Below are 14100 nucleotides of genomic sequence, written 5' to 3' on the forward strand. Positions count from 1 at the left end.
CTTGCGTGGTCCGTGACGTGCTACAGGTTACCGTCTGTAGGTAAGGCTGCTGTCGTCCGCCAGAACCTCTAGCCTCCCACCTCGACGTCGATAGCGCGTGAATCGCGCTCGCTCTGGGCTCATCTTTGCTCTCGGGGCGTCCTCAATAGCCTTCCAGACGCGAAGCGGATAATTTCCTCCTGAAAACTTAGTGACGCAAGATGCGGCAAACGACAATATCCGTCCTCAAGACGCGCAGATCACGTGGATGCGTAGACAATCGCTCATGAGCAACACTCCAGCGCCGGCGGCCGAAGCAGCGCAACACGACCATCTAGTTCACTTTTATGAGGACGAGAAAGCGCTCATCTCCTCTGTGACACTGTTCTTGGAGGGGGCTTTGGCTGTTGGTGGCAGCGCCATCGTGCTGGCGACGAAGGCGCACCGGGAGCTCATGAGCTTGCGGTTGGCAGAACGGTTTCCCAAGCCCCGACTCCATTTGCTCGATGCTGCGGAGGCCCTTTCTCGCATAAGCAGTGATCGAGGCGTCGACGAGCAGCTGTTTCGGCAAGTGATGGGAGACCTTCTGGACTCAGCAGGTCCAGGGCCGATTCGCATCTATGGGGAGCTCGTCGCCCTGCTCGCAGCGGACGGAAGGCATCTTGAGGCCATAGCTCTGGAGCAATGCTGGAATGACCTGGCAGCTCTGCGAGAGTTCAAGCTGTTCTGTGGCTATCCGCTTGAAGTCTTTTCTGGGGCGCAGCACTCAGAGGCATTTCGCAAGGTCTGTCATGCCCACACCGACGTACTACCCGTGGGAGGCGTAGACGTTTCGGCCAGCGAGTTAGCGATGCTCCAGCAAAAGGCACTGTCTCTGGACGTTGAATCGGCCAGGCGGCGCGATGCGGAAAAACGTTTGGAGGACCATCAACTCGAGTTTGCAGAGTTCGTGGAGAACGGAGCGGAAAGCCTGCATCAAGTTGCCTTCGACGGCACCGTTATCTGGGCCAACAGGGCGGAGCTCGAACTGTTGGGCTATGGCTTTGACGAGTACGTCGGGCGAAACATCACCGAATTTCATGTAGATCCTCCGGTGATCGAGGACATTCTCAAGCGGCTGACGGCTGGGGAGACCCTGCGTAACTACGAGGCCCGACTTCGGTGCAAGGACGGGGGAGTCAAGCATGTTCTCATCCAGTCCAGCGGGCGTTTCGAAGACGGCAAGCTGCTCTACACGCGTTGCTTTTCGAGGGACGTGACAGAGCGCGTTGCGCTCGAGCAGGTGAAGCGGGAGCGCAACGACCTTCTCCGTGAAGCCCCTGTGGCGACCGCCCTGCTGATAGGGCCAGAGCACCGCTTCGAACTCGCCAACGATCTGTACAAGGCCATGGTTGGGCGGCCTGACTTGGAGGGAAAAACCTACCTGGAGGCATTTCCGGAGCTTCGTGGCACCGAGGTGTTGGGCGCCCTTGACCATGCGTTTGCAACCGGCGAGCCCTATGTGGCGCGTGAGTACCGGATGCTGCTGGATCGCACAGGCACCGGGGGTCTAGAAGAGCACTTTTTTCGGTTCAACCTGCAGCCTATCCGCCAGAGCACGGGGCAAGTTCATGGGTTAATGGCGGTGGCCGTGGATGTGTCTGACCTTGTTGTGGCGCGGAGGCAAGCGGAACTTGCCAAGGTTGAGCGCGAGGCGCTTCTTGAGGAACTGGAGACGGCGGCCAACGCGAAGGATGAGTTCCTTGCGATGCTTGGCCACGAATTACGCAACCCGCTCGCGCCGATCGTGACGGCGCTGGAGCTAATGAAACGGCGTGGCGACCTCAAAACCTCCAAAGAGCAAAGCATCATTTACCGTCAGGTGCGACACCTAATTCGCCTGGTGGACGACCTGATGGACGTCTCCCGCATCACTCGCGGGAAGGTGGGCCTGCATGAAGAAACCGTCGAACTGGAATCGGTATTGACCAAGGCGGTCGAGATGGTGAACTTGCTGATGGAGCAGCGCGGGCACACTCTTCACACAGATATTCCAAGCTCGGGGCTGCGGTGGCGGGGCGACCCAGTGCGCCTGGCGCAAGTGGTGAGCAACCTGCTCACCAACGCGGCTCGCTACACACCTCTTGATGGTCAGATCCAGCTCACGGCGCAACGCGACGGGGAGACGGCGGTCATCACCGTCGCGGACAACGGGCAAGGCATTGCTCCGGACGTGTTGCCACGGATATTCGACCTGTTCTACCAGGGCGCGCGCACGGTACACCGTGCAGAGGGCGGGCTTGGGGTCGGGCTTGCTCTAGTAAAGAGCCTGGTAGCCGCCCATGGCGGTTCCGTTCACGCTCATAGCGATGGCCTGGGCCTGGGAAGCACTTTCACAGTGCGACTGCAACTGGCGCCCGCGTTTTTCCCGGAGGTGTTGGCGCCGGCAAATCCCGATAGCACTCTCAGCCATGGACCATCGCTCAAGATCCTGGTCGTCGATGACAACGAGGACGCTGCGAACCTTCTTGCAGAGGCATTGCGGGACAGTGGGCACGAAGTCCGAGTGGCATACGAGCCAGCAGGCGCCCTGGTTATTGCGTTCGCGTTCAAGCCCGAGGTGGCCCTGCTAGACATCGGTTTGCCCGTGATGGACGGCTACGAGCTTGCCGCACAGTTGCGAAAAGAGTTGGGCGAAGCTTCACCGAAGTTCTACTCGCTCACCGGCTTTGGTCAGCCTGGCGACCAGGAAAGAAGCGCTGCAGCAGAATTTGAAGGTCACTTCGTCAAACCTGTGGACACAGCTCGCGTTCTTACGGCAGTCAGGGGCATTTCCGCCCGGGAAACCTTTGCCTTATTCCCTTCGGCTTAAAAAGCGAGGCGGCTAGTCTTTCGTCGTCCTCTGCCGGTCAAACCCTCGTCCAACGGCGTGGCCCTTTTGGGCTTGGGCTCGCTCGACAACTTTCACCGCTTGGATTGCGCCCTGCTTTTGGGTTGTGTGGTCGGCATTCGACCGCTAGCTAGGCAAGACCTTCACACTATGAATGCTGCTTCGAAAAGGCCCAGCGGCAGAAATAGCCCCTTTTGAGTCATTCAGTCGGCACAGAGCAGTCCCTCCGAAATACCGATCAATCACGCTCGATCGACTTCGATCCCGTTGAACCGGTTGATCACGTCTCGCGCCTTCGACGTTACCTGACGCGTTTCCAAGTGCGCATACCGCATCGTCGTCTTGATGTCGGTGTGCCCGAGTACTTCCCGCACCTCATAGACGCTCATCCCGTTCTGAACCAACCGCGACGCATGCGTGTGTCGCAGCGTGTGAATCTTGGTGTCTGCAAGACCTGCCTTGCGGATCGCTCTGCGGATCGCAAGGCTTGCGTAGCCCCGTGGACCACCTTGCTTGTTTTCGAAGACGTAGCGACCCGCAGAGAACGCGCGTCGGCTGAGGATGGCGAACACGCGGTCCGTCATGTACAGGATCGCCTCGTTCTGCACCTTGGGGCGCCACAGGTGGATCGAACGATCGTTCAAATCGATGCGCGACCACTCGATGTTGGCGATTTCACCGTACCTCGCTCCCGTGTCGAGCAGCATGACGACGAGGTCGTAGGCATCCTGCATGCTGCGCTTCATCTCAGGAAGTCGTTCCTCATACGGCGGCAACCCCTTCACCTCCCGCTTGGGTTCAAGGCACGCCAGCAGCCGTCGCTCCTCTTCGTCGGAAAGGTAGCGCAGCGGTGACTTCGCCAGCTTGACCTCTGGAAAGTTCAGTTCAGCTGTACGGTAGCCGAGGCGGCTCGCATACTTCCAAGTGCTGCGAATCAGATTGAGGTTGTGGCGCACGGTCTGAGCGCTTGAACCCTCGGTCAGGCGGTCGCGTTTGAACCGCTCGAGATCATGCGAAGTGATTTCGTCTAGCGACTTGTTCGCCGGCATCAGGCGGCAAGCGATCTTGGAACTGTTGACGAGACCTCGATGGTTTGGCGTGCCGACCTTGGATTCGCAGAGTTGCGCCATCGCCGCCCTCAGCGTGATTCGCTCCTTCTGACCGAGATACTGCTCGGCATGCAGCCGAGCCTTCCAGTCCGTCTCGATCTGCTGCGCCGCCTTCTTGTCGGTCGTTCTGGACGACTTGATGTACGTCTTTCCGTTCATCTGGAACTGGATGTACCAGACCTTGCTGTTGCCGCGCTTGATGATGGACATGGGTGCCTTCCAGGGGTGTCGTTAGATTCCAGTCCACCATCCCTTCGGTCCTGACCCTGGGCAACAGCTTTCGGACGTACCGATACCAACGAACGAGACCTCCCTCATAAATACCCCTGGACACGGTAGACGCCGGCCATAGCCTCCGTTCAGTTCCGAAACCCGAGCCTCCAGCTTGAGCCACCGTCACCTGTCCATCTCGCCGCGCGGAACTCGGCGATCATTACGATGAGAAGAACGGAGCAGGCATGAGCCAAGAACAAACCACACCAACATCAAGGTCCAAGGACAAAACACTTCGCCACGGCGATACGGTCGACGTTTTCGAGACGCCACCCGAACTGATGACTACGCCTATGCAGCGGACCGTGCAGATCCCTGCAGATGCATTTCTGTCGCCAGCACTCAAGGGCGAAAAGGGGAAGAAGAAGACTACTCCCCCCTACCTCCTCATCGGCTTCGATACCGAATTCAAGACACCCGATCACATGGTGACTCGGGACGAGATCGTCGCTGGCGAGGCGAAGTACCGCGTCCTGTCCTATCAGTTCCATGCCAAAACTTCGGATGGGCGCGAATGGCAGGGCATCTGCTGCCCCCATGACACCGAACGCATGACCCTTGCAGCATTCGTTGTGTTCGCCCTCGGACTGGGCGTGCAGGACCACGGTTACAGTGATTTGCCCACGAAGATCTACCTCGTCGGCCACTTCACACGCGCCGACATTCCTGCCTTCGATGACTTTTCGGACCTGACTGCGACCATCTCCAATGTGCGAAACACGTTCGTGTCGATCGACGACTCGACGGCGCTAGAAATCGAGCACGGCAACGGCGCGCAGAGGACGAAGCTCCAGATTCTCTTTCGAGACACTTTGCTGCTGACACCTCAGGCGTCGAAAAGCCTGAAGGCGATCGGCGAGCTTGTTGGCCAAGCCAAACTCCAGCTTGATCCCGATCCCGCTAAGCACAAGGACATGATCCGCAACATGGATCGGGTGCGTGCAGAGAACTGGCCCATATTCCGCGCCTATGCCCTCAACGATGCAACGATCTGCGTGCGCTACATCGAATCTGTCATGGAGCAGTTCGAGGAAGTCACGGGCTCCAAGAAGGTGCCTGTCACGCTCACCTCAATCGGTATCGAACTGCTGCTCAAGACTTGGCGCGAAAAGTTGAAACTTGATCCGTTGAAGGTCATGGGCAAGGAGGAGGTGAAGACGCGGGTGTACAACAAAAAGCTTGGTTACTACGTTTCGAAGACGGAGAGGGTCGACATCGAGCAGGTGCGATGGCGTATCGACTTCGCGACGGAGTGCTATCACGGAGGACGCAACGAGCAGTTTTGGTTCGGTCCAGGCTTTGAAGACGAATGGGTCGATTTCGACCTCTCCAGCGCCTACCCCACCGCGATGTCGCTCATCGGGATGCCTCGGTGGAAAGAGCTCTATGAGGAACGCGATCCAGCCGAGTTCACCGCAACCACCCTTGGGTTCGTGCACATGGACTTCGAGTTCCCGCCAAGCACACGATTTCCGACGTTGCCCGTGCGAACTGCACATGGGCTAGTGTTTCCGTTGAATGGTACGTGCTACTGCTCGGCTCCGGAACTCGTCGTGGCACTGGAACTGGGCGCGAAGGTCACGATCAATCACGGCATCATCGTCCCAACGGACCCTGATGTTCGCATCTTCGGCGAGTTCATTCAGGAGTGCTTGGAACATCGGAAGAAGTCTGGATCGAAGACGCTTCGAGGGCTCTTCTGGAAGGAGATCAGCAACTCCACCTACGGAAAAACCGCTCAGGGCCTGCGGGAGAAGCGCGTGTACGACATGCGTGACAACACTACTAAAGCTCTGCCACCAAGCGAGATCACAAATCCCTTCTTCGCCGCCTATATCACTTCCTTTGTTCGAGGCATCTTGGGAGAGATCATCAACCGCCTCGACGACGACACCTGTGTATTCAGCTGTACAACAGATGGATTCCTATCGAACGCTTCAGAGGCTGAGATCGGCACTGCGCAGCAGGGTGTCCTGTGTAGATTGTTTGAAGACGCTCGCAAGACGCTGACCGGCATTGGGTCCGTTCTGGAAAGGAAGCATGCTATCCGGAAGCCGCTCGGCTGGAGAACACGCGGTCAGGCGACGCTGTTGCCTGGAAATGATCCGGATCAAGATGAAAGCTACACGGTCGTTCTTGCAAAAGGCGGCATCTTCACCCCGCCCGAGTTTGAAACCGTCGAAGATCAGAACAGCGAGATCGTTCGTATGTTCTACGGACGCACGCCCGATTCGATGATCCGCGTGATTGGAAAGACCGGAGTGCGCGACATGGTCAACCATGACGCCGATCTCGTCGAGAAAGTGATCGATAAGCGCTTGAGCATGGAGTACGACTGGAAGCGCAAGCCCTTCGGCCTCGCTATGTCAAACGCATCGCTCGACCGTCACGGAAGATCGCACCTGATGTTCAGCACGCAGCCGTGGGAGAGCGTCGCTCACTTCGAAACGGTACGTGAGGAATGGCAGGAGTACACCAAGACGAGGCCGGTGTGCTTGAAGACAGTCGAAGACTTCGAACTGTTCGCTGACTATGTGGAGGTGCATACGTACGTGTCGTCCGACCTGGGAAAGTACCTCAGGAAGGTTGGCGGCGACATCATCAAGCTCCGCCAGATACTCTGTGCGGCATGGCAGCACTCCTGCGCAGGGTTGACCAAGAGCGTTCAGGGAATTTCTGCAAGAGGATTTGCAGATATTCTGAACAGGCATGGGATTTCCTGCTCGCGAGCTGACGTTGAAAACGGAAAGGCCAAGCCCTTCCTACCTCGGAGTTGTCCGCCAACCATGCTCGTGCAGCAGTGCTTGGCGTCATTGACAGAAGAACTCCCGGAACTCGATGTCGAGGAGATCCTTTTTCGCGATCGAACATCGCAGGCGATATCGATGAAAGGCGCGGCCAACGATTGCCCCTTCGTCCAGCGAGCAATCTGCGGCTGAGCAACACCTCAGGTCTTGGCCGATGCGGCGGCATCCTTTGCGGCCTTGCGGCGCACGTTGTACCAGTAGGTCAGCGCACCCTTGCTTGTGAGCGTTGCGCCTTCGACGAAGGCTGCGACGATCACTTCCTTTGGTTCGTGCTTGATCAGGGTGAAGATTGCACGCGCCGCGTCAGCTTTCGTTTTTCCTTCGGCAAGAGCAGCTTTGCCGACCTCGATCGCCTCCCGAATCGGCGGCTTGTTCAGATCGATCTCGATCGGTTCTGAAGACGTCGAGGACGTCACGACGGCATCCGTTCCGTCCTCGACCGTCTCGTTGCGTTCAGTGGTTTCAGCAGGCTTCTTGACCATGGTAGGTGCTCCAGAGTTGGTTGACGATGTAGCTCGCCTTGGCAGGCGGCATGGTCTCGAAGCCTGGAATGTTCTCGAACAAATCCAGCATCGCTTCCGCAAACTCGTCGCTGGTAAGTCCGGGGCCAAACTGCTCGTCGATGATTTCGAGCAGCGTGTTCCGATCTCGTTGGGACAGTGTGTACGGAGCGATGTGTTTCTTGACCATGCGCCTACCATCCCGTCATAAACGGTGCCGGACAACAGGGGAAGAACCATAAATACAGGTGCAGGACTCATGCGGGAGACGGAACATGCACCTCAGTACCAACGACAACCATAACCAGACCAACACGGCGACGACCGTGAATATCCAGACAGCGATCGCGCTGTGGGAAGCCAAGGATTGGCAAACCTACAAGGCTGCGCGCGACGCGCTGCTTACCCTCACCCGTTCGGGACGCGGTGATGAGGTTGGCATCGTGCAGATGCAGTTCATCTACTTCATCAACACGCACTTGCGTCCGCGGCTTCCTGGGTTGAGGGCGGATTCCATCCTGTTCAAGATGGATTTGCCGCCAACAAGACCTCGCGGGGGACACGGCGTGGAAGATCGCGACAGAAGGCGCTTTCTGGCACGAAGTTCTGTAGGTCCTCAGTAGACGGGAAACACGCCCTTCTCGACGTTCTGGATCATCGTCTTGGCGCGCTTGATCATCCGCGACGTGGTGATCGACATCAGTTCTCTCTTGGCTGCGGCTTCTCGGCTGCGGTCATTGACGTCCTTCACCTCGTACCCAGTAGAGACCTTGGCGAGCACCCCAATGTCGTACAGCTTTCGCCTAGCAACCTGAGGGCGCCGCTGGTTTTCTAACCAGACGTCGTAGCACCCCAGCATCTTTTCGATCAGCGGGACATTCGGCGTTCTGGCCAAGGGGAAGTCGACCAGCGTTTGATCGATCGGGGGGCGTCCTGGCTTGTTCTTGGCCAGGGAGCGCACAAGTCTCCCGAAGTCACGCACCAGCACTGATGAAGGTGTGTAGAGATTGACATACAGCAGCTTCACGCTCGCGTCGTCGCCATATTCGCCCCACCACTCGTTGGCCTCTTGCTCTGCGTCAACCGGCATGACGGTGAACGGTTCGGGCGGCAAGAAGTACTCCTGCACTTGCTCCCACCACTCATCAAACGGTAGGCCGTCCGCGAAGGCGAGGTATTCCCGTGTCTTTTTCGACCACTTTTTGCGGTCGCTTCGCTGCAAGGCCGCGTGCCACAGGCGGTATGGGAGATCGTTTTTCATGCCGAATCTTAACAAACCAAATGTTCTAGTCATCCTATATCTGTTAATGCGGCGCTGTCGGCGGTTCAATACACACATGCCTTGATTCACACGGCATCTCAGCCGGACCGGTTGAGCAAACCAAACCACAGGAGTTATCAGATGAAAGTTACTAAGACCAATCCTTCCCGTCGCCAAGCGGCGTCGAAGCGCAACAAGGCAATCGATCAGCTTGCGGCCTTCAAGGCGATGAGCCCGCACGTCGTTTGCCGTGATGCAGACCTGTTCCCGGAGGGATACGGCGGTCCGGTTGGCTACGACCCCGAGAAGATCTACGTTCGTGCGAACTACAACGAGAAGCTGGTTCGCAAGGCCATCGAACTGCGCGAGTCGGGCGCCACGTACGTGATGGTCCATCGCAAGTCCGTCTCGGGTCGGTTCTCGATCAAGCCCGAGACCCCCGAGCCTGGCTTCAGGGTGCGCCGCATGGATGTGCGCTTCAACTACGAGCTGAAGGCCTAACCCCGTAGCTCACACGTATATCAATCTCAGGTTAACCAATCTCAATTTTTTTAAGGAATAACAAATGTCTTTTCTTCAGAACCTCAGCACCTTCGGCACCATCGAAACCACTCGCTCTTACTCGTACTCCAAGCATCTCGACCCCATCCAGCGTCTTCGAATGAATTTCACCGAGAACGCAAAGCGTCAGATCGCAGAGGTCAAGAGCGATGCGGTTCTCTCAACCAACGCCTGGGTCTCCAAGAAGTCGCTCGGCGGAGGTCAGTTTCAGTACAAAGTGTCACTTCGAGTTGGTCCGCGCCTCATCCAACTTCCAGGCGGTGGAACCCATATCGTCATGAGTTCGAAGGAAAAGGTGATCCAGTTCCTGGAAGGTGTTGTTGCTGCGTGCGATGAGGGCGAACTGGATGAGTTGCTTCAGGAGACGTCCGGCAAGGGCAAGGAGAGCGACGCTTCCAACCCGGAAGCGCCAATGAACAGTTGACCGTGATGGACCGTCTCGGGTTCCGAGGCGGTGTACCGGGCGACGAAGCCGGAATGGCTTCGATCGCCTTCTTTTATTGTGCGAGGGACGACCTGAAGCCCAGCCTTGGGATCGGCTGGCCGTACAGAAGAAATTCCGGTATCGCGAGCGGCTCAACGAAGCCATGCTCCACGGTGCCAGCTTTGACCTCTTCTCGGAGACCAACAAGCAGTTGGCCAAGGACGTTCTGGCCCTTCAGCGTTTCGTCATCGACGACCAGCGCTCCCCAGAACGGATCCTTGGCCGACTGCTCGACGATCTCTTTCTCCTTCGTCGCCAGAAGGAAGCGGCTGAACTCAGTTCGGTTCATCGCGAGCTTAACGCGCAGGCACCATTCCATGATCGCAACACGCTGCTCATCCCAGTCGGGCCGCGAGTCCTTGCGATGCGGCTTGCCCTTCATCTTGGCGGTCATCGGACTGGCCGCCCCGATAATCTCCTTCTGCACCTCTGGAAGATGCGGGAAACGACACGCCTGATACAGCGCTTCGCTCGTCAGGATGTGCGTGCCATTGATCTTGATCGGATAGCCGGCAACCATGTTCGAGAGGTCTCCGAACGCTTCCTTCGTCTTGTGGAAAACGATGGATTCAGAACGCTTATAAGTCTTTGGAGAAAGGTCGATATCGATCATTCCCTGAGCATACGGGAAGCGGGCCGGGTGTAGCCACAGGTCAATACTCCGACGCCAGAAGGACCGTCGTACAGCTACGGTCCCATTCGGTGATGATGTAGATTCTTCCGGAATCGAAGCGATAAGCAGACAGAAGTCTTGAACCGGTGCGTAAGGCTTGGTCGTTCAAGACGCGATCCTCCGGATGGATATCGCCCCAGTCGCCAGAGGCGTGACGGAGAAGCAATTCTTCAGCAGAGGAGCCGGCGCGCTTCAAACGATCAAGGGCTGCGGGGGTAGCCAGTAAGCGTCCAGTGGCAAAAAGCATGCGAAGCCTTAAGTGGAAAAGGCTGAGCGTCACCCCATGGCCCAAGGAGCGACAACGCTCATCACCTCGGCTTCAAGACACTGGTATGACTGAGACGATCTAGCTGCACCTCGGTACACGGGCGCTACCGTCCAAGAGCGGACAGCTGGCGTCGTCCCTGACATCGCTCGATAGCGGAGCTTCGTGGCGCGCACACGACCTTTCGGTGGCAGTACGAGGGATGTGGTTCCCCAGGTGGTCGAGCAACCGCGAGATAGCAACATCTGTTACAAATCGCTGTTGCCCCGATGGCTTTTCTAGCCATGGACGTATCGAAAAACGAGCCTGTATGAACCAAGTCTTCAATAGAATCAACCCTCGCGGGTCCACATGGCAGCGGTGGGATCCTCACATTCATGCGCCAGGGACTGCGCTAAACGACGGCTTCAGGGGGGAAGATCCTTGGGCCGCCTTTATTGAGAAAGTCGATAAGAGCGACCCTCCCATCCGGGCTCTTGGCATCACCGACTACTGCGGTATCGATTGCTACATTGAAGCAAAAGCCCGTCAGCGAGCCGGTGATTTCAAAGGGGTGGGGCTAATATTTCCAAACGTCGAGTTCCGGCTGTCTATCGAGACCACGAAGGGGCCCGGCGTCAATCTGCATTTGTTGTTCTCGCCTGATGACGAAGATCATGTCGAACACATCAACGCCTTTCTAACCGGCCTCACCTTCAGACATGGAGGAGAAACTTTTCGATGCGTAAGGCCGGATCTGATCCGTCTAGGCCGAGCGATCGACTCTTCGATCATCGATGACAACGCAGCGTACCGGCGTGGCGTCACTGGGTTCAAGGTCTCTCTTGAGGCCTTGCAAGACCAGTTTTTTACCCGCGGCTGGCTTCGAGAAAATTGCCTTGTAGCCGTCGCTGGAGGCGGCTCGGACGGAACTTCTGGACTCCAGGGCGATGGGGGTCAATGGGAAGCCACTCGAAAGAATATCGAGCGCTTCGCAGACATCATGTTCACTGCTAACCCCAAGCAGATCGCCTTCTATTTGGGCAAGGGCGCAGCAACGATCGAAGATCTCGAAACTAAATGGTCCGGCAAGAAGCCCTGCCTTCACGGATCCGACGCGCACACCGCTGATCGCGTGGGGTTGCCTGATGCGGCACGCCGCTGCTGGCTCAACGGAGACGTCACGTTTGGGACGCTTTTCCAAGCGGTCATCGAACCAGAAGGTCGGGTGCACATCGGTGAGGAGCCGCCGAAGGGCGCTCTGCCGGGCAACACCATCAAAGAAGTGCATGTATCCAACGCCCAATGGATGGTGCCATCGTCGCTCCCCGTGAACGCTGGAATGGTCGCGATCATCGGTGCTCGTGGGTCAGGCAAGACTGCGCTAGCCGATTTCATGGCCACTGGAGGTTGTGGCGTTTCGAATCGCCTCAGCCCAAACTCTTTCCTGCGTCGAGCGAGCAAGTACCTGACGGCAACTCGTGCTGAGCTGCTATGGGAGAACGGCGAGACGACAGGAAACGACATAGCAAACGTCGAGAATGAAGACCTCTGGGATGCGCCTCATGTCCAATACCTCTCGCAGCAGTTTGTCGAGCAGCTCTGTTCATCTGAGGGTCTGGACCACTCACTGGTCGATGAGATCCAGCGGGTGATTTTTGAGGCGCATCCGGAAGATGTTCGGATCAACGCCGCCAACTTCAGCGAGTTGCTGATTTCCCGCATGCAAGCGGCGCGAGGATCTCGTGATCGGCACCGGCACGCGTTGAAACGCGCGACCGAAGCCATCAACGCAGAACTTGTCCGAAAGGCAGGACTACCAAAGCTTGAGAAGGATCGCAACGAGGTTTTAGCAGCGCTAGCCAAGGACAGGGCAGACCGCAATCAGCTGGTGCCCAAGGGCCAAGAAACCAGAGCCAAACGCCTTGAGGACATCTCAGCCGCCGTCGAAATAAAGCAACGGGCGATCGCTGAAGCTCAGGCTCGCGCGCAAGCTCTGGCCGGACTTCAATCCGACGTATCAACTTTTCGTGAGCAGGACGCCGCGGACTGGATCGCCGACGCTCAGGAGCGAAGAGGTGATTCGGACCTGTCCGTCGAGGAATGGAAGAAGTTTCGGCTGAACTTTACGGGCGATGTCGACGCGCTACTGAAGATGCGTATTGCCGCTGCACAGGCTGAAATAACCGTGCTTCAGGGGCCGTCGATCGCGTCGGGCGTTGGAGCTTCCGCCCCACCGACCGACATGGTGCTCATCCCTGAAGGAGCCCTACTGCCGTCTCAAAGCCTCAGTCTGTTGATCCGCGAACGAGATCGGCTCCAAACGCTAGCAGGCATCGATGCTCAAAACAGCAGACGGTATAGAGCTCTGACGGACAAGATCACCCGCGCGGAGACTGCTCTCGCGAAGTTGAACCTTGACATAGAACGCGCAAAAAAGGCTGAGGGCATGTTGGTGGAACTTCGTACCGATCGCCTCGCAGCCTACAAGGGAATTTTTACAGCGGTGATTGACGAAGAGACCGAACTGATGCGGCTCTATGCTCCTCTCGGCGACCGAATCGCTCAGGGGCCGAGTGCGGTAAAAAAGCTTTCTTTCTCGGTGCGCCGTCAGGTCGATCTGAAGGCGTGGGCAGAACAAGGGGAGCAACTTCTAGACCTTCGAAAAGGAAGCTTGCGAAACGGCGACCTGTTAAAAGAAGCTGAAGCGTATCTCGGTGACGTCTGGCGTAACGGCACAGCTGAGGACGCCGCCGAAGCAATGCGCCTGTTCGTCTCGAACTTCAGCCAGATTTTCCGACAGCAACAGGTTAGCAACCTACCGCCTCTGCAATGGGCCCGTGATTTCAGCCAATGGCTATACAGCACGGACCACATCCAGGTTGGCTACGGATTGCGATACGAAGAGGTCGACATTGAACGACTTTCGCCCGGCACCCGTGGAATCGTGCTTTTGCTCCTCTACCTTGCTTTGGATGCTCACGATGAACGTCCGTTGATCATCGACCAGCCTGAGGAAAACTTGGATCCGCAGTCTGTTTTTGAAGAGCTCGTTCCGGCGTTCTGCGAGGCGAAAAAGCGCCGGCAAGTTATTGTTGTCACCCATAACGCGAACCTAGTTGTCAACACCGACGTCGATCAGGTGATCGTCGCACGCTGTGGACAGCACCAACCGGATGGTCTGCCGTCCATCACATATCAGAGCGGCGGCCTTGAAAACCGCGAGATTCGAGAGGCTGTGTGTTCCATACTGGAAGGGGGCGCCCGTGCATTTCAAGAGCGAGCTCGAAGGCTGCGGGTAAAACTCGCCTAATCATTCCGAAGCCGGCCGACCACGCAT

12 protein-coding genes are annotated in these 14100 nt (G+C 57.4%); 6 read left to right on the forward strand and 6 right to left on the reverse strand.

Features of this window, described 5'->3' with window-relative positions:
- Nucleotides 1–265: 265 nt before the first annotated feature.
- Nucleotides 266–2830 (forward strand): ATP-binding protein, encoded by a 2565-nt coding sequence (locus ACSFBC_RS28295; RefSeq protein WP_435513660.1) that lies wholly within the window; start codon nt 266–268, stop codon nt 2828–2830.
- A gap of 260 nt (nt 2831–3090) precedes the next feature.
- On the opposite strand, the gene ACSFBC_RS28300 is transcribed toward ACSFBC_RS28295, so the two are convergent.
- Entirely contained in the window at nt 3091–4167 is a 1077-nt protein-coding gene (locus ACSFBC_RS28300) for a tyrosine-type recombinase/integrase (protein WP_435513661.1), read from the reverse strand.
- A 248-nt stretch (nt 4168–4415) separates the two neighbouring features.
- Between ACSFBC_RS28300 and ACSFBC_RS28305 the strand changes: the two genes are divergently transcribed.
- Nucleotides 4416–7169: a DNA polymerase gene (locus tag ACSFBC_RS28305; RefSeq protein ID WP_435513662.1), complete on the forward strand. Its 2754-nt coding sequence runs from the start codon at nt 4416–4418 to the stop codon at nt 7167–7169.
- 8 nt (nt 7170–7177) lie between these two features.
- Here ACSFBC_RS28305 and ACSFBC_RS28310 read toward each other — a convergent pair whose 3' ends face one another.
- Both ACSFBC_RS28310 and ACSFBC_RS28315 read right to left on the reverse strand, forming a co-directional pair.
- A complete protein-coding gene (locus ACSFBC_RS28310; protein WP_435513663.1) occupies nt 7178–7519 on the reverse strand; it encodes a hypothetical protein in 342 nt (113 codons plus the stop codon).
- Nucleotides 7500–7727, reverse strand: coding sequence for a hypothetical protein (locus ACSFBC_RS28315; RefSeq protein WP_435513664.1), 228 nt, complete (start codon nt 7725–7727; stop codon nt 7500–7502). The genes ACSFBC_RS28310 and ACSFBC_RS28315 overlap by 20 nt, the downstream gene beginning before the upstream one ends.
- Before the next feature lie 85 nt (nt 7728–7812).
- Here ACSFBC_RS28315 and ACSFBC_RS28320 point away from each other — a divergent pair, with 85 nt between their 5' ends.
- On the forward strand, nt 7813–8160 hold the full coding sequence (locus ACSFBC_RS28320) for a hypothetical protein (protein WP_435513665.1): 348 nt from the start codon (nt 7813–7815) through the stop codon (nt 8158–8160).
- Here ACSFBC_RS28320 and ACSFBC_RS28325 read toward each other — a convergent pair.
- On the reverse strand, nt 8154–8798 hold the full coding sequence (locus tag ACSFBC_RS28325; protein WP_435513666.1) for a hypothetical protein: 645 nt from the start codon (nt 8796–8798) through the stop codon (nt 8154–8156). The genes ACSFBC_RS28320 and ACSFBC_RS28325 overlap by 7 nt on opposite strands.
- 141 nt (nt 8799–8939) lie before the next feature.
- On the opposite strand from ACSFBC_RS28325, the gene ACSFBC_RS28330 reads away from it, so the two are divergent.
- Together ACSFBC_RS28330 and ACSFBC_RS28335 are read left to right on the forward strand one after the other, a co-directional pair.
- Nucleotides 8940–9299 (forward strand): hypothetical protein, encoded by a 360-nt coding sequence (locus ACSFBC_RS28330; RefSeq protein WP_435513667.1) that lies wholly within the window; start codon nt 8940–8942, stop codon nt 9297–9299.
- A gap of 64 nt (nt 9300–9363) precedes the next feature.
- A complete protein-coding gene (locus tag ACSFBC_RS28335) occupies nt 9364–9783 on the forward strand; it encodes a hypothetical protein (RefSeq protein ID WP_435513668.1) in 420 nt (139 codons plus the stop codon).
- Between the two features lie 73 nt (nt 9784–9856).
- On the opposite strand, the gene ACSFBC_RS28340 is transcribed toward ACSFBC_RS28335, so the two are convergent.
- Nucleotides 9857–10456, reverse strand: coding sequence for an NADAR family protein (locus ACSFBC_RS28340; RefSeq protein WP_435513669.1), 600 nt, complete (start codon nt 10454–10456; stop codon nt 9857–9859).
- Between the two features lie 40 nt (nt 10457–10496).
- A complete protein-coding gene (locus ACSFBC_RS28345; RefSeq protein ID WP_435513670.1) occupies nt 10497–10763 on the reverse strand; it encodes a plasmid related protein in 267 nt (88 codons plus the stop codon).
- 328 nt (nt 10764–11091) lie between these two features.
- Here ACSFBC_RS28345 and ACSFBC_RS28350 point away from each other — a divergent pair, with 328 nt between their 5' ends.
- On the forward strand, nt 11092–14073 hold the full coding sequence (locus ACSFBC_RS28350; protein WP_435513671.1) for a TrlF family AAA-like ATPase: 2982 nt from the start codon (nt 11092–11094) through the stop codon (nt 14071–14073).
- Nucleotides 14074–14100 lie beyond the last annotated feature (27 nt).

This window comes from Variovorax frigidus (genome assembly GCF_051216515.1).
GTDB lineage: Bacteria > Pseudomonadota > Gammaproteobacteria > Burkholderiales > Burkholderiaceae_C > Variovorax.